Below are 20,871 nucleotides of genomic sequence, written 5' to 3' on the forward strand. Positions count from 1 at the left end.
GAAGGATGTCCCATGCGTTCCGCCGCCGCCCTCACCTTGCTCGCCGTCTCAGGGCTCCTCCTCACGGCCTGCGGCGGCGGTCCCGCCGTCCAGGCGCAGGCCGGAGGGGCACCCGTCTACGGGGGCACGCTGACCTACCTGGAGCATCAGCCGCCGACCTGCCTCTATCTGCCCGCCGCCGGGTTCTATCCGAACGGTGGCGTCCTGAACCAGCTCACCGACAAGCTGACCTGGCAGGACCCCAAGACGCTGAAGATCGAGCCGTGGATCGCCACCAAGTGGGAGGTGAACAAGGACGCGACCGAGTACACCTTCCACCTGCGCGACGGCGTGACGTTCAGCGACGGCAGCCCGCTCGACGCGTCCGCCGTGGCGGCCAACTTCGACGTGTACGGCAAGGGCGACACCGAGCTCAAGCTGCCCCCTGCCGAGTTCGTCAACAACTACGACCGCAGCGAGGTCCTCGACCCCCTGACGGTGCGCTTCCACTTCGACAAGCCGTCGCCCGGCTTCCTCCAGGGCACCTCGGTCATCGGCGCCGGGCTGGTGTCGAAGAAGACGATCTCGCTGCCGTACGAGCAGCAGTGCCAGCTCAAGAACGTCGTCGGATCCGGCCCGTTCACCGTGGCGAACCAGGTCGTGGACAAGGAGATCGACCTGGCCGCCCGCAAGGACTACAACTGGGCGCCGGCGTCGTCGAAGCACCAGGGCCGCGCGTACCTCGACCAGATCAAGATCATCGTGACGCCCGAGGACAACGTGCGGGTGGGCGCGCTCACCTCCGGCCAGGCGGACTACGTCCGCTACGTCCAGGCTTATGACGAGAAAACCGTCAAAGACGCGAATTTCAAGATTTATGCGGAGCCGACCAGAGGCGTGAACAACGGCCTCTACCTGCGGCCCGGCAACAGCATCCTCAGCGACCTGGACGTCCGCAAGGCGCTCCAGGCCGGGACGAACGCCAAGGAGGTGGTCGACACCCTGTTCACCCCGAGCTACCCGGTCGCCACCTCGGTCCTCAGCCACCTCGCCCAGGGGTACGTCGACCTGTCCAAGGAGCTCACCTACGACCCCGCCAAGGCCAACGCGCTGCTCGACAAGGCCGGCTGGGTACGCGGCGCCGACGGCATCCGCGCCAAGGACGGCAAGCAGCTCCAGCTCGGCGTGTTCGTCTCGGGCCCGCAGCCGCTGTCCAAGCAGACCCTCGAACTCGTCGCCCAGCAGTGGACCAAGATCGGCGTGAAGCTGGAGATCCGCCCCGCCGACGCCGGCACCCAGGCCGTCGACATCAAGGACGCGGAGAAGACCGCCATCGCCCACTCGATGGTCGGCCGCGCCGACGAAGACGTGATCAAGAGCCACTTCCACAGCAAGAACCGCGACGTCATCCTGTCCAAGGACGCCAAGCTCGACCGGCTCCTGGAGGAGGAGTCGGCCCTGGCCGACAAGACCGCGCGTGACGCCAAGGTCGGCGAGATCCAGCGCTACGTGGTGGACCAGGGCTACGCGATCCCGCTGTTCGAGGAGCCGCAGGTCTACGGCGCGGCCCCCTACGTGCAGGGTGTCGCCTTCGAGGCGGTGGCCCGGCCCTCGTTCTACTCGGTCTGGCTGTCGAAGCGGTGACCCGATACGTCCTGCGGCGCGTCGGGCAGGCGGTGCTGGTGCTGTGGGCGGCCTTCACGGCCGGCTACGTGCTCCTCTGGCTGCTGCCCGGCGACTCGATCCTGATCAAGTTCCAGAACCCGGAGCTGGGGCTGTCTCCTCAGCAGATCTCCGAGATCCGCGCGTACTACGGCGGCGGCGACCCGCCGCTCGTCGGCTACCTCCACACGCTGCTCGGCTTCCTGCGGGGCGGCTTCGGCTACTCGATCGACACCGGCACGCCGGTGGTCGAGCGGCTGGCCGAGGCGCTGCCGGAGACGGCCAAGCTGGCCACGGCGGGGTTCGCGCTGGCCGTGCTGATCGCCGTGGTGATCGCCTTCGCCGCCGGCTACAGCCGGACGTCCTGGCTGCGCGGGGCGTTGCTGGCGGTGCCGTCGCTGTTCATCTCGGTGCCCGCCTTCTGGCTGGGGATCCTGCTGATCCAGGTGTTCTCCTTCCGGCTCGGGCTGGTGCCGGTGATCGGCGGCAGCCCGGCGCAGCAGCTCCTGCTGCCGGTGCTGACGCTGGCCGTGCCGATCTCGGCGCCGATCGCGCAGGTGCTGGCGCGCGGCATCGACCAGGTCTACACGCAGCCGTTCGTGCCCGTCGTGGCGGCCAAGGGCGCCTCGCGCCGGTGGATCCTGTGGCGGCACGTGGCCCGCAACGCGGTGCTGCCCGCGCTGACCGTCGCCGGCATGACGTTCGGCGAGCTCATCGCCGGGTCGGTCGTCACCGAGACGGTCTTCGGCCGCAACGGCGTCGGACGGCTGACCGAGCAGGCGGTCAACGCGCAGGACACGCCGGTGATGCTGGCCGTCGTGGTGCTCGCGAGCACCGTGTTCGTCCTCGTCAACCTGGCCGTGGACCTGCTGTTCCCGGTGCTCGACCCCCGGCTGAAGGCGGCGGCGTGAAGGTTCTCTCCTGGTTGACGGTCGCCGTCGTCGTGCTCTGGGCCGTCGTGCCCGGCCTGTTCACCGGTTACGACCCGCTGGCCGGGGTGCCGGCCGAGAAGCTGCGCCCGCCGAGCCCCGAGCACCTGTTCGGCACCGACGCCGTGGGCCGCGACCTGTTCGCCCGCGTGGTGCACGGCTCCGTCCACTCCCTGTCGGGGGCGTTCGTCGCCGTCGCCGTCGGCCTGCTCGCGGGCACGCTGCTCGGCCTGCTGGCCGGGTCGGCCGGTGGGCTGCTCGACGACGCCGTCATGCGGGTGGCCGACGTGCTGCTGTCCGTGCCCGGCCTGCTCCTGGCGCTCACGGTGATCATCCTGCTCGGTCCCGGCACGGTCCACGTGGCGATCGCGGTGGGCATCGGGTCCGTCGCCGCGTTCGCCCGGCTCTCGCGCTCGGAGGTCGTACGGGTGCGCCGGTCCGACTACGTGGAGGCCGCGTTCGGCAGCGGCGGCCGGTTCCCGGCCGTGCTCTGGCGGCACGTCCTGCCCAACTCGCTCGGCCCGGTCATCGCGCTCGCCGCCCTGCAGTTCGGGGTGGCGATCCTGGCCATCTCGACACTCGGCTTCCTCGGCTACGGCGCCGAACCGCCCACGCCCGAGTGGGGACTGCTCATCTCGGAGGGCCGCAACTATCTGGCGACCTCCTGGTGGCTGACCACGCTGCCCGGCGTGGTGGTCGTGGCCGTCGTACTGGCCGCGAGCCGGATCAGCCGGTCGATCGGAAGGGACAGGACATGAGCCTGCTGGAGGTACGCGACCTCGCGGTCTCCTACGACGCCAGGCGGGCGGTCGAGGGGATCTCCCTCACGGTCGAGCCCGGCGAGATGGTCGCGGTCGTCGGCGAGTCCGGCTCCGGCAAGACCACCACCGCCCACGCGATCATCGGCCTGCTGCCCCCGAACGCCACCCTCGACGGCGGCCAGATCCTGCTCGGCGGCACCGACCTGGCCACCTGGTCCGACCGCCGGATGGAGTCGATCAGGGGCGCCCAGATCGGCCTGATCCCGCAGGACCCGTCCAACTCCCTCAACCCGGTCAAGACCGTCGGCGCCCAGATCGGCGAGGTCCTGCGCATCCACAGACGCGGCGACCGCCGGACGATCTCCCGCCGCGTCGTGGACCTGCTCACCCGCGTCGGCCTGCCGGACCCGGAGACGCGCGCCCGGCAGTACCCGCACGAGCTGTCCGGCGGGATGCGCCAGCGGGTCCTCATCGCCATCGCGATCGCCCTGGAACCACGGCTCATCATCGCCGACGAACCGACGAGCGCCCTGGACGTCACCGTGCAGCGGCGCATCCTGGACCTCATCGACGGCCTGCGGGCCGAGTTCGGCACGGCGGTGCTCCTGGTCACCCACGACCTGGGCATCGCCGCGGACCGCTCCGACCGCCTGGTCGTCATGAAGGACGGCCGGATCGAGGAACAGGGCCCGTCGGCCCAGGTGCTGTCGGATCCGCAGGCCGCCTACACCGGGCAGCTGCTGCGCGACGCGCCCGCCCTGTCGGTGCGCGAGTTCCGGGCCGTTGCGGAGAGCGTCACGGAAGAGCCCGCGATCGTGGTCCGCGACCTGGTCAAGGAGTTCCGCGTCGGGCGGCGTCCGTTCCGCGCCGTCGACGGGGTGTCCTTCGACGTACGGCCCGGCACCACGCACGCCCTCGTGGGAGAGTCCGGATCGGGCAAGACGACCACGGCCCGCATGGTCGCCCGCTTCGCCGAGCCCACCTCCGGCACCGTGACGATCGCCGGGGCGCGAGCGGGGCGCGACTTCCGGCGCCACGTGCAGCTCGTCTACCAGAACCCCTACGGCTCGCTCGACCCCCGGCAGTCCATCGCCGCGATCGTGGCGGAGCCGCTGCGTAACTTCCGGCTCGGGGACCGCGCCGCCCGCCGTACCAGGGTGCGTGATCTGATGGAACGTGTGGCGCTCCCCGAGAGCCTGCTCGAACGCCGGCCACGAGAGCTGTCCGGCGGGCAGCGGCAGCGTGTCGCCATCGCCCGCGCGCTGGCCGTCGACCCGGCGGTGGTGGTGCTCGACGAGGCGGTCTCCGCGCTCGACGTGACCGTCCAGGCGCAGATCCTGGACCTGCTCGAAGAGCTCCAGCGCGACCTCGGCCTGACCTATCTGTTCATCTCGCACGACCTCGCGGTGGTGCGCCAGATCTCGCACACCGTTTCCGTCATGAACAAGGGACGCACAGTGGAATTCGGAACCACGCAACGGGTCTTCACCGACCCTCAGCACGACTACACCCGCGAACTCCTGGCCGCGATCCCGGAGCCGGTGCGATGAGGCTGGGATTCTTCAGCCGGCTGCTCGACGACGAGCCCGCGGGCGAGCGCTACCGGCTGGCCGCCGAGCAGATCGGGCACGCGGAGTCCTTCGGGTTCGACACGGCGTGGGTGGCGCAGCACCACTTCGACGGCGCCGAGGGCGGGCTGCCCGCGCCGCTGGTCTTCCTGGCCCACGTCGCGGCGCGTACCAGCCGGATCAGGCTCGGCACCGGCATCATCACGCTGCCGCTCGAACACCCGGTGCGGGTGGCCGAGGACACCGCCGTCCTCGACCTGCTGTCCGGCGGCCGGCTCGAAGTGGGCGTCGGCAGCGGTGGCACGCCGTCGTCGTTCGCCGCGTTCGGGAAGGAGAGCGCGCAGCGCTCGGCCATCTACGCCGAGCATCTCGCGGTGCTGGTCGACGCGTGGTCGGGACGCGATCTCGGTGGCGGCAACCGGCTCTACCCGGCGGCGCCGCGGCTGCTGGACGCCGTCTGGGAGGCCACGTTCTCGGTGAGCGGCGGCGCCAGAGCGGGCCGGGCGGGCAACGGGCTGATGCTGTCGCGCACCCAGCCACGCCCCGAGGAGCATCCCGAGGCGACGCTGGCGGAGATCCAGCGGCCCATCGTGGACGCCTACTACGCGAACCTGCCCGCGGACGCCGCCCCCCGGATCGTGGCGTCGCGGACCGCGTTCGTGGCCGACAGCCGGGCCGAGGCGCTGCGTTACGCCGAACGCGGGCTGAGCCGCGCCCGGCTCCCGTTCGAGACCTCCCGCGACCGCATCACCGCCTTCGACGTGCACGTGGGCACCCCGCAGGACGTCATCGACAGCCTCAAGGCCGATCCCACGCTCGACCGGGTCACCGACCTGGTGCTGCAGGTGCACTCGGTCGACCCGCCGCACCCGCTGATCCTCCGCTCCATCGAGCTGCTGGCCACCGAGGTCGCGCCCGCGCTCGGCTGGACACCGGCTCCCTCCACCGAAATGAGCACCACATGATCGACGTGATCGACCACCTGGCCGGGATCGAGCCGGACTCCCCGCTCGATCATCTGCGTGAGCAGCGGCCGGACGCCCGCGAGCACGCCCAGCGGGCCTTCGACGCGCTGCTCACCCCTGACGTGCCCGGCGAGGTCTCGCTGGTCGAGCGGGACGCGGTGGCGGCCTTCGTGACCGGCCTGCACCAGGATCCGCGCACCGCCCGCTTCTACGCCGACCGGCTGGCCGAGCTGGCGCCCGACCTGCTCGGCGCGGTCCGGCTGGAGATCGAGGCCGCGAGCACGACCGGTCCCTACGGCAGTTACCCCGCCGACGGGCCGCTCGCCGCCGAGAGCGACGAGGGCCTGCGCTACCGGGCGCGGGATCCCGAGGCGCTCGGGATCCGGCTGGCCGCCGCGTTCGAGCACGCGCACCTGCTCGTCTTCCGCCCGCGCGAGGCCGATCCGAAGGATCTGCGGGCGCTCGCGGACGCGGACTGGAGCGACACGGGCATCGTGACGCTCTCGCAGCTCGTCGCCTTCCTCAGCTTCCAGATCCGGGTGGTCGCGGGCCTGCGGCTGCTCGGCGCCACCCAGAAGGGAACCACCTCATGACCGGCTTCACCACGGACCAACTGGGCTGGGCGCCGTGGCTGACCCCGCTGACCGAACCCGAGCTGACCGACGCGCACCGGGAGGCCCTGGTCGACGCGGCCCGCGCCGCCTCCCCGTACTTCAGGCTGCTCGCCCGCGACCCGGAGGTCCTGCACGCGCGGACCAAGACCGACAACGACATCTTCTACAACGCCAAGGGCGGGCTGCCGCGCCCGGAGCGCGAGCTGGCGGCGACCGCCACCTCGCGCCGTAACGGGTGCGTCTTCTGCGCCTCCGTGCACGCGCGGTTCGCGGCGCACTACTCCAAGCGGCCCGACGACGTGCGACGACTGCTCGACGAGGGCGTGGCGGCGCCGCAGGACGGGCGGTGGCGGGCGATCATCGACGCGTCGGTGGCGCTCGCGGCCACACCGGTCGAGTTCGGCGCCGAGCACATCGACGCGCTGCGCGCCGCCGGGCTGGACGATCTGGCGATCAGTGACACGATTCACGCGGCGGCCTTCTTCAACTGGGCGAACCGGCTCATGCTCTCGCTAGGAGAGCCCACCAGCGACCGGAAGGCGGACCAGTGACCGATCCGAGAGCCCACCGACGACCGGAGGCAGTCCAGTGACCGATCCCCGCCTCGACCATCTCGTCTACGCCGTGCCGGACCTTCTGCGCGGCGTCGCCGAATTCGCTGAGCGCACCGGGGTCGCCCCGGCGGTCGGGGGCCGCCACCCCGGCGGCACCGCCAACTACCTGGTCGGCTTCGGCGAGACCTCCTACCTGGAGATCGTCGGCCCCGACCCGGAAGCCGACCCCGGACCTCAGCGCCCCTTCTTCGATCTGGCGACCCTCACCGAGCCGCGGCTCATCACCTGGGCCGTACAGCCCGCCGACCTCGACAAGTCCGTACGGCAGGCCCGCGAGCAGGGCTACGACCCCGGCGACGCCGAGCCGCTGTCCCGGCGCACCCCGGACGGCGCTCTGCTGGAGTGGCGGCTCACCAGACGAGACGATCCCGCGCCGGTCCGGCCGGTGCCGTTCCTCATCGACTGGGGCGGCACCACCCATCCCGCGGCGTCGGGGCTGCCCCGGCTGGGCCTGACCGCCTTCGACGCCGTCCACCCGGAGCCCGCCGCGCTCCGCCGCGACCTGAGCGCGCTGGGCGTCGAACTGGACGTCACCGAGGGCCCGGAGATCTCGTTGCGGGCGATCCTCGACACCCCGCTCGGCCCCGTGACCCTGACCTAGGCTTGCATTCCGTTGGCCTGATGGCGGGCTAGCCGCAAGAATGGCGCGATGGCTGACACTACGGAGACCGACTGGGTCTCCAGGTTCGCGGATGAGGTGATCTCCGAGGCGGAGCGTCGCGCCCCGGGCAAACCGATCGTCTGCGCCTCGGGATTGAGCCCGTCCGGGCCGATCCATCTGGGCAATCTGCGGGAGGTCACGACCCCTCACCTCGTCGCCGACGAGATCCGCCGCCGCGGCCACGACTGCGTCCACCTGCTGTCGTGGGACGACTACGACCGCTTCCGCCGGGTGCCCGCGGGCATCGACCCGTCGTGGGCCGAGCACATCGGCAAGCCCCTGACCTCGGTGCCCGCCCCTCCGGGCAGCCCGTACGCGAGCTGGGCCGAGCACTTCAAGGCGCCGATGATCGAGGCGCTGGCCGAGCTCGGCGTCGCCTACACCGGCATCAGCCAGACCGAGCAGTACACCGCCGGCACCTACCGCGAGCAGATCCTGCTCGCCATGCGCGAACGGGAGCGGATCAACGCGGTCCTGGCCCGCTACCGCACAAAGGAGGCCAAGGGGGCCAAAGAGGTCGTCGACTACTACCCCTACAAGCCCTACTGCGAGCTGTGCGAGCGGGATCTCACCACGGTCACCGCCTACGACGACGACAGCACCGAGCTGGCCTACACCTGCGAGTGCGGGTTCGGCGAGACCGTGCGCCTGGCCGAGCACGACCGCGGCAAGCTGGCGTGGAAGGTCGACTGGCCGATGCGCTGGGCGTATGAGGGCGTGGTGTTCGAGCCCTCGGGCGTCGACCATCACTCCCCCGGCTCGGCCTGGGTCGTCGGCGGGCAGATCGTGGGCGAGGTGTTCGGCGGCGAGCGGCCGATCGGCCCGATGTACGCCTTCGTCGGCATCACCGGCATGGCCAAGATGAGCAGCTCCAAGGGTGACGTGCCGACTCCGGCCGACGCCCTGGAGATCATGGAGGCGCCGGTGCTGCGCTGGCTGTACGCGCGGCGCAAGCCATCCCAATCCTTCAAGATCGCCTTCGACCAGGAGATCCAGCGGCTCTACGACGAATGGGACAGCCTCGGCCGCAAGGTCGCCACCGAGACCGCCCAGCCCGCCGAACTGGCCGCCTACGAACGGGCCGTGCGCACGTCCGAGGGCCCGCTGGCCGCCACGCCGCGCCCGGTCCCCTACCGGACCCTCGCCTCCATCGTCGACATCACCACGGGCGACGACGACCAGACGCTGCGCATCCTGCGCGACCTGGACGGCGAGCTCACCTCACTCGACGAGGCCCGCCCCCGGCTCGACCGCGCCCAGCGCTGGATCGACACCCAGGTCCCCGCCGACCAGCGCACCCGCGTACGCGAGTCCCCCGACACCGACCTCCTCGCCACCCTCGACGAGGCCGACCTCGACTCGCTCCGCCTCCTGGTCGACGGCCTCGACGAACACTGGTCACTCGACGGCCTGACCACACTGGTGTACGGCGTCCCAAAGGTGCAGGCCGGCCTAGCCCCCGATGCCAAGGCAACACCGGAACTGAAGACAGCCCAACGCACCTTCTTCGCCCTCCTCTACCGTCTCCTGGTAGGCACCGACACGGGCCCCCGCCTCCCCACTCTGCTCCTGGCAGTGGGCGCCGACCGGGTCAGGAAACTCGTGGGCGTGTGAGTGGCCAAGCCCTGAGGGCGGCCGGGGCCAAGAATGCGCACGTCTCGGCGCCCAGCCCCGTAAACCTCAGGAGCGTGCCCCTGGACAGAGGCCAGCCCCGCGCAGAGGGTGGGGCTGGCCCATGCTGGCCGTAACAGAAAAAAGTCACTTGCGGCCAGCACGCGGGGGACTGGGGCGTTCAGGAGGGAGAACTTCGACAGAGGTCTTGCGGATGTGGTCGTAGACCAGGGAGGTGCGGACGTCGGCGATGTTCCGGTGCCGGGAGACGTGGTCGAGCACGAAGTCGCGCAGGTGCCCCGTGTCGCGCACGGCCACCTGGATGATGAAGTCGTCCCCACCCGACACCACGAAGATCGCCAGCGTCTCCGGCAGCGCGGCCACGTAGTCGCGGAACCCCTCCACCGCCTCGCGGATCTTGGGATGCAGCCGCACGTGGATGAGCGCCTGCACCGGGCGGCCGATGGCGGCCAGGTTGACCTCCGCGTGGAAGCCTTCGATCACGCCGTGGCCGCGCAGTGACCGCACCCGTTCGAGGCAGGTCGAGGGCGCGATGCCGATCCGTTCGGCGAGCTCGCGGTTGGTCTGGCGGCCGTCACGCTGCAGCTCGACGACGATGGCCGTATCAAGTTCGTCCACGCCCACATGTTGCCACGAATCTCCGAATTTTCTTCGGAATCAGGCGCATCGCGTTGTTGGTTTGGCGGGAGACATGCCACCTTTCCCTCATAAGTTCGGAGGAGGAAGGACCACGGATGACCATGCTCGCTGGCTGGATCGACAGCCTCGACCATCGAACCGACCTGCCCACCCGGGAGCTCCCGGTGAAATGGGTGATGGTGATGGACCGCGACCTGCCCCGCGGTCTCCAGGCCAACGCCGCCGCCTGCCTCGCCGCGTCCGTCGGCCGTACGGTGCCCGCCATCCTCGGCTCGGGCGGCACCGACGCCGCCGGCCACCGGCACGCGGGGCTGCCGTGGATCGGCTGCACGGTGCTGGCCGCGCCCGCCGCGATCGTCAACCGGCTGCGGACCGAGGCCGCCGCCGAACCCGAACTGGTCGTCACCGACATGGCGGCCATCGCCCAGCGGACCAACGTCTACGACGAGTACTTGGCCGAACTCGCCCGGACCGAGGAGCCGCCCTACTACGCTGTCAGCCTCCTCGGCCCGCGTGCGACGGTGGAGCGCCTCACCGGACGACTCCCTTTGCTGCGCTGAATGTCCGGACATATTCATACATCAGAGAGCAATGCAAGGGCCTGTCAAGCGGCTTGCATGCGGGAAAGCGCACCTTCAGGGCATGAACAAGCCCTTCGCCGTGAGCGTCACTGTCGTCGTTCCTGCGATGAACGAGGCCGGCAATCTCCCCCACGTCTTCGCGACGCTGCCTACCTGGATCGACGAAGTAGTCCTCGTCGACGGCAACTCGATTGACAACACTGTGGCCGTGGCCAGGCAACTCCGGCCCGACCTGCGCGTCGTCGCGCAGACGGGACGCGGCAAAGGCAACGCCCTCATCGAGGGTTTCACGGCGGCCCGCGGCGACATCATCGTCATGATCGACGCCGATGGGTCGACCGACGGCGGAGAGATCTTCTCCTTCGTCAGCGCACTGGTTCAAGGCGCCGACTTCGCCAAGGGCTCCAGGTACGCCCCCGGCGGTGGCTCCGACGACATCAGCCCGCTCCGGTCGCTCGGCAACAAGGTCCTCACCGGTCTGACGAACCTGCTGTACGGCACCCGCTACACCGACCTGTGCTACGGCTACAACGCGTTCTGGGCCCACCACCTCGACGCGCTGGCACTGGACTGCGACGGTTTCGAGATCGAGACGCTGATGAACGTACGAGCCGCCCAGGCCGGACTCCGCATCCGCGAGGTGCCCAGCCACGAGCACTCCCGCATCCACGGCGAGAGCAACCTGCACGCCGTACGCGACGGCTGGCGCGTACTGAAGACGATCCTCCGCGAGCGCACCCGCGGGGCGATGGCCGCGCAGGCCCAGGTGGCGCTCGCCGAGTGAACGGTGACATTCTCGGATCATGCGTTACATAGTCATCGGAGCAGGGGCAGTCGGCGGCACCATCGGAGCACGGTTGTACCAGGGCGGGCACGAAGTCGTGCTGGTCGCGCGCGGCGCCCACTACGAGGCGCTGAAGAACGGCGGCCTGCGTTTCTTCACCCCCGACTCCAGCGAGACCCTGGACGTGCCCGTGGCCGACGGCCCCGTCCCGACGCGTGACGACGACGTGCTGATCGTGGCCACCAAGTCGCAGGACACGATCAGCGCGCTCGACCCGTGGCCCAAGCACCTGCCGGTGGTGTGCGCCCAGAACGGCGTCGACAACGAGCGGATGGTCCTGCGGAGGTTCGAGCGCGTTTACGGCATGTGCGTGTGGCTGCCCGCGACACACATCGAGCCAGGAACCGTGGCCGCCCACGGCCACCCCTACTCCGGCATGCTGCATGTCGGACGTTATCCACAGGGTGTGGATGAAGTCTCCCGGCAGCTCGTCACCGACCTCAACAAGAGCAGGCTGGCCGGGCTCGACGCGCCCGACGTCATGCGCTGGAAGTACGGCAAGCTGCTCAGCAACCTGGGCAACGCGATCGACGCGCTCTGCGGGCGCGACCCCGGCCTCGAGTCGCTGCACGAGCAGACCAGAGCCGAGGGCACGGCCGTCCTGGAGGAGGCGGGCATCTCCTACCCCACGCCGAGCGAGCAGGCGGAGGTCCGCGGCAACAAGGTGGACCCCCGGCCGATCGACGGCTTCGAACGCGGCGGCGGCTCCTCCTGGCAGAGCCTGGCCAGGTCCGCCGGCTCGATCGAGGCCGACTACCTCAACGGCGAGATCGTGCTGCTCGGCCGCGAGTACGGGATCCCGACCCCGGCCAACGAGGTGCTCCAGCGCGAGGCCAACCGCTACGCCCGCGAGAAGCTGCCGCCCCGCTCGATGCCGGTCGCCGAGCTGACCGCGCTCATCGACGAGCGTTCCGCAGCCGTATCCCGCTGAACTTCAGCGTGCTGGCCGTCACCTCGTTCCAGAACGGCCAGAGGTTGTCCAGCACGCGCAGCTGGATCCCGGCCTCCTCGTGCAGGCCCAACAGATCCGGCACCGGCTCCGCGGGGCCGAGCGGCTTCACCGGCTCCTCGGCCACGAGCGCGTGGCCGTCGTCGCCGATGACGCGGAACGGGCCGGCGGGCAGCCGGTAGGCGTACAGGCTGACGTCCATGAGCGCCTTGAGCCAGCCGTACTCGATGGCGTGCACCCGATCTCCGCAGCCCGCGCCGATGATCCGGTCGGCGTCGGCCGCGGTGGTCGCGGCTCCTTTCCAGGCCATCGCCCGTGGACAAGCCCGCGGGAACCAGTAGTCGGGACAGCGGTCGTAGCCGACCGCCCAGACGTACGGCTCACGCATCGCGGAGGTCGGCGCCACGTGCGGCACGAACAGCTCGATCGTCGGGTCTTCGGAGAAGTGCAGCACCTGGCCGGTCTCGGGTCTCATGAACGCCATGATGGCCGCAAACCCCTATGAGAACGGGGATGGCGCGGCATACTCCGCCCGCGCCTGGGCAGTGGGGACTCGCTCTGACAACAGGGAGTGAGCTGAAATGATCTTGCTGGGTCTACTCCTGGTCCTGCTCGCCGGTGGCGCCATCGCCCTGGTCGCTTCCGAAGAGACCGCCAGGTACATTCTGTTCGGCTACACGTTCGAATTCGATTCCCTCGGCATGTTCATCGCCGGTGCCGTGACCGCGGCGGTGCTGCTGCTGGGCATCTCGATGATCAGCTCCGGCTCTCGCCGGACGGCCACCCGCCGCCGCGAGGCGCGCGTGGCCCGGGCCGAGGCCTCCAGCCGGGTGGCCCGGCTGGAAGAAGAGAAGCGCGAGCTGCAGCGGAAGCTGGAGCGCGAGCACAAGGCTCAGCCCGCACCCCGGCTCGAGCGCGAGCACGAGACTCAGCCCGTGCCGCGGCTCGAGCCCCAGCCCGAGTCGGCCGACCGCCTCGTGGCCGGCGGCGTCGAGGACGGCAGGCGGCGGTAGCGGCGGGCGGCGGCAGCGCCGCTGAACGCGGCCGGCGCGAGGGTGCCAGGGGTCCTCGCGTCGGCCGATGCCAGAAATCCCGATAAAAGTGGGTGTACTGTGCGAGGCGATCTCATCATGCCTCCGGAGGTCGCATGCCCCCCACGCGTGGCCGTCCCATCGCCATCAAGCTCCTCGTCCTGCTGATCGTCCCGCTCACGTCGCTGGTCGGTCTGTGGGCGTTCGCGGCCACCCTGACCGGCGGCGACGGCCTGCGCCTGCTGGCGATCAACGAACTGGTGACGAACCTGGCCGACCCGTCCGAGCAGATCAACGTCGAGCTCCAGAGCGAGCGGCTGGCCTCCATCGAGTTCCTGGTGACCAGGCGCGGCGCCGATCAGCTCGCCAGGCAACGCGTCAGGACCGACGAGGCCGTCGCGGACTTCCGCGGGCGGGCCGCCGAGCAGGACGTCTCGTCCGGGATGGCCAACCAGCTCAGAGCCCTGTACGACCGGCTCGACCAGCTGCCCGGGATCCGGCGCCAGGTCGACGGCGCGAGCCCCACCCCGCTTGACGTGATCGACGGCTACAGCGAGATCGCCGACGCCTCCTTCCGCATGTACGACGCCATGATCCTCATGCCCGACATGGCGCTCTACCGGCAGGCGCGGGCGGTCACCATGCTCGGCGAGGCCAAGGACCTGCTGTCCAGAGAGCGGGCGCTCATCATCGTGCTCCTGGCCAGGGGCAAGGTGAGCACCCTTGAGCGCCGGGAGTTCACCGGCATGGTCGCCACCAGGCGGCTCCTCTACACCCAGGCGCTGTCCCACCTCGACCCCGGACTGCGCGGGCCGTACGAGCGGCTGATCTCCTCGCCCGCCTACCGCGAGTTCCTCGAGGCGGAGGACGCCATCACCGGCCAGGCCACCATGAACGGCCTGCCCGCAACGGCGGCCACCTGGCCCATCGACGCGAGCAACGTGTGGACGGTCGTCGAGCGCGACCAGCTGCAGGCCGTACGGGGGATCACCCAGCGCGTCACACCCGCGGCCGTCAACGTGCTGATCAAGATCGGCGTGGCGGGCGGCGTCGGCCTGATCGCCGTCATCGCCTCCATCCTGCTCTCACTCCGCTTCCGCGGCCGCCTGGTCCGCGAGCTCGCCGGGCTCCGCGACGCGGCCACCGAGCTGGCGGAGGTACGCCTGGTGGCGCTGGTCAAGCGGCTGCGCACGGACGTCGGCGCGCCGACGCCAGACGAGCTGCCCACGCTGGAGGTGAAGGCGGAGACCAGCGAGGTGCGCGACATCGTGCAGGCGTTCAACAACGTGCAGTCCACGGCCGTGGCGACCGCGCTGAGCCAGGCCAGGCTGCGGCACGGCGTCAGCCAGGTCTTCGTCAACCTGGCCAGGCGCAACCAGACCCTGCTGCACCGTCAGCTGCTGCAGCTCGACAGCATGGAACGCGGCGCCGAGGAGCCGGAGACGCTCGAAGACCTGTTCAAGCTCGACCACCTCACGACCCGCATGCGCCGGCACGCCGAGAGCCTCATCATCCTGTCCGACCAGGCGCCGGGGCGCGGCTGGCGCAACCCCGTGCCGATCCACGACGTGCTGCGCGCGGCGGTGGCCGAGGTCGAGGAGTACCCGCGGGTCGAGGTGCTGCAGCCGCCGCCCATCTCCCTGATCGGCGCGGCGGTCACCGACGTCGCTCACCTGATGGCCGAGCTGATCGAGAACGCCACCCTCTTCTCGCCGCCGCAGACCCGGGTGGACCTGCGGACGACGATCACCCCGCACGGGCTGAACGTGGAGATCGAGGACCGCGGTCTCGGCCTGACCAGGGAGGAGCTCGACGAGCTCAACACGCGGCTGGCCGAGATGCCGGAGTTCGACCTGGCGCAGAGCGATCAGCTGGGGTTGTTCGTGGTGGCCAGGCTGGCGGCCAGGAACGGGATCAAGGTCGCGCTCGGCGCCTCGCCGTACGGGGGGCTGACCGCGATCGTCAGCCTCCCCGCCGACCTGCTGGCCGACCTGCCCGTCCCCGCCTGAGCCGAGGCTTTTCAGAGCTCCAGGAACGGGTCGTCGAAGTGCGCGGTGGCGAGCACCGCGCGCTCGGCCCGCAGCCCGCCGAGCACCTCGGCACGCGTGGCGGCCGCCTTCACGGGGTCGTCGTCGTAGACGTAATGAATGCTCGGATCGGCCACTTGCGCCGGATGCAGCACCAGGTCGCCGGTCATCGCCAGCTCGCCGAGCCGGACGATCTGGTGGCCGGGGGTGTGCCCCGCCGCCAGATGGACGTGCACGCCCGGCGCGACCTCGGCGTCGCCGTCGACGACCTGTAGCTGCCCCTTGATCGGGGTGAGGATCTGATCGAGCATCGCGCCTTGGGCCGCGTCGGCCTCGGCCTGCTGCAGAACGTACCTGGCGTTCTCGAACAGCGGCCGGCCCTCGACGACCGCGCCACTGGCGTGGTCGCTGTGCAGGTGGGTGAGGATCACGGTGCCGATCTCGGCCGGATCCACTCCGGCGGCGGCCAGCTCACCGGGCAGGGTCCCGGGCACCGGCGCCCAGCTCGACGCCGGTGAGTCCGCGCCACCGATGCCGGTGTCGACGAGCGTTACCCGGCCCGCCGGATCACGCAGCAGATAGCAGTGAAAGTGCAGGATCCACGGCCCGTCCGCGAGCCCTCCCCCCGGGAACATCTCGGTGAGCGGGCGGCGGATCGTCGGTCCCATGGGACCCACGGCGTCGCAGAGAGGCGTCACCTCGACGCCGGAGATCGTACGCGGCTTGTGTGGCATCCGCCCAGACTAGGCGGCGGCGGCCACGCGCTGGCGCGGGATGTACTCGTTCTCGAGGTCCGCGGCGTAGACGGCGCGGCAGCAGTGCGCGCACCGGTACATGATCGGGCCCTCGTCGAGCTCGTTGTCACACCGCGGGCAAAGGGTGCTCGTCTTCATGGTGATCCCCCCAAGGAGTCGTGTCTCTATGAAAGCCTCATCGGATTGCAGTGGCCCTGCATCTCACTTGACAGGATGCCGGTGCGTTGATGGGCGATCTGTGTCGTCGTGCACACCTGCTGCGGTAATTCGCAGCGCTCCGTGCCGAGAAGAACATTGTTACGCCGCGCTCCGCGCGCCGAGGCGGAAGACGCGAGAACCCCCCGGGAATAGCCCAAGCGGGCTAGGTGTTGTATGGGCCGGAACGTGTGATACGTTGCCAGCGGCGTTGAGCTTCTTCTTGCTCCGCCACTTCCCCCATCGCCCCGCCCGGTGTTCTCGGGCCAGGCTCATTTCTTCACTCGCCGGCTTTTTCGGCGTTGCCCTCGAGGAGGGTTCATCATGTCTGTTCAAACCATTCCCAAACCGCGCGCCGCCGCTCCCACTCGGCAGGTCACCGGCCTGCTCGACATCCGGGAGAAAGGCGCCTTCATCCGCGCGGGGCACCTGCCCGGCCCGGATGACGCCCGCTTGCCGCCCGACCGGGTCAAGCAGTTCGGCCTGCGCCCCGGCGACCACGTCGTCGCCACCGTCGCGGGCGGCAAGCTGATCGAGATCGAGTCCGTCAACGGCACCACCGAGTGGCGGCACCGTCCGCACTTCGCCGACCTGACGCCGATCCATCCCACCGAACGCCTGCGCATCGAGACGGAGTCGCTCAGCACTCGCGTCATCGACCTGTTCGCGCCCATCGGCAAGGGTCAGCGCGGGCTCATCGTGGCCCCGCCCAAGGCCGGCAAGACCATGGTCATGCAGTCGCTCGCGGCGGCCGTCGCGCGCAACCACCCGGAGACGCACCTCATGGTCGTGCTCGTCGGGGAGCGCCCCGAAGAGGTCACGGAGATGCGCGCCTCCATCCAGGGCGAGGTCTTCTACTCGACCTTCGACCATCCCGACCGCGACCACACCGCGATCGCCGAGCTGGCCATCGAGCGCGCCAAGCGCCTCGTGGAGAACGGCCAGGACGTCGTGCTGCTGCTCGACTCGCTGACCCGGCTCGGGCGCGCGTACAACAACCTGGCACCCAGCGGTGGCCGCGTGCTCACCGGTGGCATCGACGCCACGGCTCTCTACCCGCCGAAGCGCTTCTTCGGCTCCGCGCGCAACGTGGAGGGCGGCGGCTCCCTGACGATCCTGGCCACCGTGCTGGTGGACACCGGGTCGCGCATGGACAACAGCCTGTACGAGGAGTTCAAGGGCACCGGGAACATGGAGCTGCACCTGGCCCGTGACCTGGCCGAACGCCGCCTCTTCCCGGCCGTGGACCTGGGCATATCCGGCACCCGCCGCGAGGAGATCCTGCTGCCGGCCGACGAGCGGCAGGTGGTCTGGAAGCTCCGCCGGATGCTCACCGCACTGGACCGGCAGCAGGGACTGGAACTACTGGTCGGCAAGCTCCGCGAGACACCGTCCAACGCGGCCTTCCTGCTCCAGGCCAGCGCCTGACGCGTTTCTCCACGACATACACATTCGGGCGTGACCACCCCGCCCATCTTTCCTTTGGCGCGTCAAGTGCCCAGCGGCCGTGAGAATGGGCGCATGCTGGCTGACATCGTCGAATACCTGGCCTGCCCGGTCTGTGCCCATGAAGTGCGGTTGGCGGGTGACACGCTGCGCTGCGCCGAGGGCCACGCGTTCGACGTGGCCAAGCAGGGCTACGTGAGCCTGCTGGTCGGGTCGCGGACGCCGGGGACGGCCGACAGCGCGGCGATGGTGGCGGCACGGGCCGAGTTCCTGGGGGCCGGACACTACGCTCCGCTCGCCGACGCTCTCGCCGAGAGTGTGCGGTTGCGGATACAGAGTGCCAATGGCCGGGAAGGCGACGCTTTCCGTAGGGATAGGTTCTCGGCACTGCCGGACGCGGCGGCCGAGAAGGCGTACCGTAGTGCCGCAGTGGCTCGCGAGGCGGGGGCGGCGCGGCAGGAGGCCGGCCACGCGGAGGAGCCGGTGATCGTTGATGCCGGAGCCGGGACGGGTTACTACCTGGCGACGGTGCTGAGAGCGGTGGACCGTGGCATCGGGATGGCATTCGACGTGTCCAAACACGCTGTGCGGCGGGCGGCTCGGGCGCACCCGAGGGTGGGGGCCTTCGTGGCCGATGTGTGGCGGCCGTTGCCCATCAGGGATGGGGTGGCCGACATAGTCATCGACGTGTTCGCGCCCCGCAACGGGCCCGAGTTCCGCCGCATTCTGCGGCCCGGCGGCGTGGTGGTCGTCGTGACGCCCGCTCGGGCGCATCTGAGCCCGCTCGTCCAGGAGCTCGGGTTGCTCTCCGTCGACGAGGAGAAGGAACGGCGGCTGGCCAGGAGCCTCGAAGGGTTCGAGGAGGCCGACCGGCGGACGGTCGAGTTCGACCTGGAGCTGGATCCCGGCGAGGTCGCCGGGGTGGTGGGGATGGGGCCGAGCGCGTGGCACACTGAGGCGACCGAGCTGGCCAAGCGGATTTCGAGCTATGTCTCTCGGGAAACCGCGAAAAAGCGAGAAAAAGTGGTGGCTAGGGCTGCGTTCCAACTGTCTATCTTCGAGGCGTCACCACGATCAAGAGCTGTTCCTTGACGGACATCTGGGACTCGTGTTATTGATGGGGCATTTAGTCCGAAATTCCCCCACATTCTCGGAGTATTTCCGCGAGACAGGCGCAATACTGGACGGCAACCCACGCCCGGAGGCGGGGTGAGAGAGGGAGGGGGGCGCGCCGGATGAAGGCCGAGGAACGCTGGCAGGCCAGGTTCCGGGCGTCACGCATGACGTTGCCGTCCTGGGCGCGGCTGGCCCCGAGCCGCTCCATCTACCGCTCCAACGCCACCGGCACCTGGGAGGTCTACGCCTGGGACCGTGCCAGCGGCGCCAACCGCCAGGTGACCGACAGACCCAAGGGCACCGCCCACGCCGCGATCGATCCCACCGGCCAATGGATCTACTGGTTCGCCGACACCGAGGGCGACGAGTTCGGGCTGTGGTGGCGCCAGCCGTTCACCGGCGGCCCCGACGAGCCGGTCGCCCATGACCTCGGCCCCGGCCAGCCGGGCGGGATCGCCCTGTCCACGGCGGGCGTCGCGGCGATCAGCCTGGCCAGTGAGGGTTCGTTCAGGATCCATCTGGTACGTCCCGGCGAGCCCTCCCGCCTGCTCTACGAGCACGCCGAGGCGGCCTGGGTGGCCGACATGTCCCTCGACGGCGCACTTATCGCGATAAATCATGCGGAGTACGGCGACTTCCGTCATCCGGCGCTCCGCGTCGTCCGCCCTAACGGCGAGGCCGTCGCCGAGCTCTACGACGGCCCCGACAAAGGCGTGATCGGCCTCAGGTTCGCCCCGGTGCCGGGCGATCGCCGCATGCTCGCCCTGCACGAACGCCGCCAGCGCCAGGAACCTCTGGTCTGGGACCCGGTGACCGGCGAGCAGCGCGAGATCTGGATGAAGGACTCCGGCGAACTGACCGCCGACTGGTACGACGACGGCCGCGGCCTGCTCATCACCCGCGACAATCGCGCCCGCAGCTACCTGCACCGCTACGACCTCGCGGGCGGCGGCCTGACCCTGCTCGAAACGCCGCACGGCGTGATCGACGAGGCGGGCCCACGGCCCGGCGGCAACGTCGAATATTCGTGGTCCAGCGCCTCCCGCCCGCCGGTGATCCGCTCCAGCAACGGCCAGGTCGTGCTCAACCCCAGCGGCCCCTCGGCGCCGCCGAGCGTCCCGGTCGAGGACCTCGACGTGCCCGGCCCCGGCGGCAGGATCCACGCGCTGGTCTCCCGGCCGGAGACCGGGGCCGCGCCCTACCCCACTGTGTTCCTGCTGCACGGCGGCCCGACGATGCACGACCGCGACGCCTTCTCCCCCGAGGTCGCGGCCTGGGTGGACGCCGGCTTCGCGGTGGTGCGGGTGAACTACCGAGGTTCGACCGGTTACGGCACGGCCTGGCGCGACGCGCTCCACAGCGACGTCGGCCACATCGAGCTGGCCGACGTCGCCGCCGTACGCGAGCATGTCGTCGAGCGCGGCATCGCCGACCCCACCAGGATGCTGCTGGCGGGCACCGCCTGGGGCGGCTACCTCACGCTGCTCGGCCTCGGCACCCAGCCCGAGCTGTGGACGGCCGGCATCGCGGCGGTGCCGATCGCCTGCCACCAGACCTCCTACGAGGACGAGGCCGAGAGCCTGCGCGCCTACCACCGGGCGCTGCTCGGCGGCTCGCCCGACGAGCAGCCCGAGCGCTACGCCGCCAGCTCCCCCATCACCTACGTGGACCGGGTGGAGAGCCCGGTGCTGATCCTGGCCGGCGAGAACGACAATCGGTGCCCGCTGCGGCAGATAGAGAAGTACGTGGCGAAACTGGCCGAGCATGGCCGGGAGCACGAGGTTTACGCCTACGACGCGATCCGCGGCTCCCTGGTCATGTCCGAACGGATCGCGCAAATAGCACTACAGCTTGAATTCGCCCGCAAGCACGTAAACCCACTCTGATAATCGACTTTTTGTAA

Annotated in this window: 21 protein-coding genes; 17 read left to right on the plus strand and 4 right to left on the minus strand. The window is 70.2% G+C overall.

Annotated features, from left to right (window positions below):
• The first annotated feature begins 12 nt into the window (after positions 1–12).
• From KME78_RS38720 to lysS, 9 genes are read left to right on the plus strand one after another with little or no spacing between them, the layout of a single operon-like run.
• Positions 13–1,623 carry a TIGR04028 family ABC transporter substrate-binding protein gene (locus KME78_RS38720; RefSeq protein WP_219534442.1) on the plus strand — a complete coding sequence of 537 codons (1,611 nt, stop codon included), beginning with the start codon at positions 13–15 and terminating at the stop codon, positions 1,621–1,623.
• Positions 1,620–2,552 carry an ABC transporter permease gene (locus tag KME78_RS38725; protein WP_219534443.1) on the plus strand — a complete coding sequence of 311 codons (933 nt, stop codon included), beginning with the start codon at positions 1,620–1,622 and terminating at the stop codon, positions 2,550–2,552. The genes KME78_RS38720 and KME78_RS38725 overlap by 4 nt, the downstream gene beginning before the upstream one ends.
• Positions 2,549–3,328, plus strand: coding sequence for an ABC transporter permease (locus tag KME78_RS38730; protein ID WP_219534444.1), 780 nt, complete (start codon positions 2,549–2,551; stop codon positions 3,326–3,328). The genes KME78_RS38725 and KME78_RS38730 overlap by 4 nt, the downstream gene beginning before the upstream one ends.
• Positions 3,325–4,881 (plus strand): dipeptide ABC transporter ATP-binding protein, encoded by a 1,557-nt coding sequence (locus tag KME78_RS38735; RefSeq protein ID WP_219534445.1) that lies wholly within the window; start codon positions 3,325–3,327, stop codon positions 4,879–4,881. The genes KME78_RS38730 and KME78_RS38735 overlap by 4 nt, the downstream gene beginning before the upstream one ends.
• Positions 4,878–5,864 carry a putative FMN-dependent luciferase-like monooxygenase gene (locus tag KME78_RS38740; RefSeq protein ID WP_219534446.1) on the plus strand — a complete coding sequence of 329 codons (987 nt, stop codon included), beginning with the start codon at positions 4,878–4,880 and terminating at the stop codon, positions 5,862–5,864. The genes KME78_RS38735 and KME78_RS38740 overlap by 4 nt, the downstream gene beginning before the upstream one ends.
• Entirely contained in the window at positions 5,861–6,457 is a 597-nt protein-coding gene (locus KME78_RS65070; RefSeq protein WP_246652829.1) for a CMD domain protein, read from the plus strand. The genes KME78_RS38740 and KME78_RS65070 overlap by 4 nt, the downstream gene beginning before the upstream one ends.
• A complete protein-coding gene (locus KME78_RS65075) occupies positions 6,454–7,029 on the plus strand; it encodes an alkylhydroperoxidase domain protein (protein ID WP_246652830.1) in 576 nt (191 codons plus the stop codon). The genes KME78_RS65070 and KME78_RS65075 overlap by 4 nt, the downstream gene beginning before the upstream one ends.
• A 37-nt stretch (positions 7,030–7,066) precedes the next feature.
• Entirely contained in the window at positions 7,067–7,693 is a 627-nt protein-coding gene (locus KME78_RS38750) for a VOC family protein (RefSeq protein ID WP_219534447.1), read from the plus strand.
• A gap of 48 nt (positions 7,694–7,741) precedes the next feature.
• Positions 7,742–9,367, plus strand: a complete 1,626-nt coding sequence (gene lysS / locus KME78_RS38755) for a lysine--tRNA ligase (protein ID WP_219534448.1) — start codon at positions 7,742–7,744, stop codon at positions 9,365–9,367.
• A gap of 144 nt (positions 9,368–9,511) precedes the next feature.
• Here the strand turns inward: lysS and KME78_RS67470 are convergent, their stop codons facing one another.
• Positions 9,512–10,003 carry an Lrp/AsnC family transcriptional regulator gene (locus KME78_RS67470; RefSeq protein ID WP_308127296.1) on the minus strand — a complete coding sequence of 164 codons (492 nt, stop codon included), beginning with the start codon at positions 10,001–10,003 and terminating at the stop codon, positions 9,512–9,514.
• Between the two features lie 116 nt (positions 10,004–10,119).
• On the opposite strand from KME78_RS67470, the gene KME78_RS38765 reads away from it, so the two are divergent.
• The 3 genes from KME78_RS38765 (at position 10,120) to KME78_RS38775 (ending at position 12,380) form a co-directional block, all read left to right on the plus strand.
• On the plus strand, positions 10,120–10,584 hold the full coding sequence (locus tag KME78_RS38765; protein WP_219534450.1) for a DUF2000 domain-containing protein: 465 nt from the start codon (positions 10,120–10,122) through the stop codon (positions 10,582–10,584).
• 82 nt (positions 10,585–10,666) lie between these two features.
• On the plus strand, positions 10,667–11,389 hold the full coding sequence (locus KME78_RS38770; RefSeq protein WP_219534451.1) for a glycosyltransferase family 2 protein: 723 nt from the start codon (positions 10,667–10,669) through the stop codon (positions 11,387–11,389).
• A 19-nt stretch (positions 11,390–11,408) separates the two neighbouring features.
• Positions 11,409–12,380, plus strand: a complete 972-nt coding sequence (locus KME78_RS38775) for a ketopantoate reductase family protein (protein ID WP_219534452.1) — start codon at positions 11,409–11,411, stop codon at positions 12,378–12,380.
• Here KME78_RS38775 and KME78_RS38780 read toward each other — a convergent pair.
• Positions 12,346–12,873, minus strand: coding sequence for a DUF6886 family protein (locus tag KME78_RS38780; RefSeq protein ID WP_246652831.1), 528 nt, complete (start codon positions 12,871–12,873; stop codon positions 12,346–12,348). The genes KME78_RS38775 and KME78_RS38780 overlap by 35 nt on opposite strands.
• A gap of 106 nt (positions 12,874–12,979) precedes the next feature.
• On the opposite strand from KME78_RS38780, the gene KME78_RS38785 reads away from it, so the two are divergent.
• Both KME78_RS38785 and KME78_RS38790 read left to right on the plus strand, forming a co-directional pair.
• Entirely contained in the window at positions 12,980–13,411 is a 432-nt protein-coding gene (locus KME78_RS38785; protein WP_219534453.1) for a hypothetical protein, read from the plus strand.
• A gap of 134 nt (positions 13,412–13,545) precedes the next feature.
• Positions 13,546–15,438 carry a sensor histidine kinase gene (locus KME78_RS38790; protein WP_219534454.1) on the plus strand — a complete coding sequence of 631 codons (1,893 nt, stop codon included), beginning with the start codon at positions 13,546–13,548 and terminating at the stop codon, positions 15,436–15,438.
• A gap of 11 nt (positions 15,439–15,449) precedes the next feature.
• Here KME78_RS38790 and KME78_RS38795 read toward each other — a convergent pair whose 3' ends face one another.
• Positions 15,450–16,190 (minus strand): MBL fold metallo-hydrolase, encoded by a 741-nt coding sequence (locus KME78_RS38795; RefSeq protein ID WP_246652832.1) that lies wholly within the window; start codon positions 16,188–16,190, stop codon positions 15,450–15,452.
• Positions 16,191–16,199: 9 nt separating this feature from the next.
• Entirely contained in the window at positions 16,200–16,349 is a 150-nt protein-coding gene (locus KME78_RS38800; protein WP_219534455.1) for a hypothetical protein, read from the minus strand.
• Between the two features lie 381 nt (positions 16,350–16,730).
• On the opposite strand from KME78_RS38800, the gene rho reads away from it, so the two are divergent.
• From rho to KME78_RS38815, 3 genes are all read left to right on the plus strand, one after another.
• Positions 16,731–17,834, plus strand: a complete 1,104-nt coding sequence (gene rho, locus KME78_RS38805) for a transcription termination factor Rho (RefSeq protein WP_219534456.1) — start codon at positions 16,731–16,733, stop codon at positions 17,832–17,834.
• Positions 17,835–17,927: 93 nt separating this feature from the next.
• Positions 17,928–18,944, plus strand: a complete 1,017-nt coding sequence (locus tag KME78_RS38810; protein ID WP_219534457.1) for a putative RNA methyltransferase — start codon at positions 17,928–17,930, stop codon at positions 18,942–18,944.
• Positions 18,945–19,087: 143 nt separating this feature from the next.
• Positions 19,088–20,854 carry a S9 family peptidase gene (locus KME78_RS38815; protein ID WP_219534458.1) on the plus strand — a complete coding sequence of 589 codons (1,767 nt, stop codon included), beginning with the start codon at positions 19,088–19,090 and terminating at the stop codon, positions 20,852–20,854.
• Positions 20,855–20,871 lie beyond the last annotated feature (17 nt).

This window comes from Nonomuraea guangzhouensis, from assembly GCF_019396345.1.
Classification (GTDB): domain Bacteria; phylum Actinomycetota; class Actinomycetes; order Streptosporangiales; family Streptosporangiaceae; genus Nonomuraea; species Nonomuraea guangzhouensis.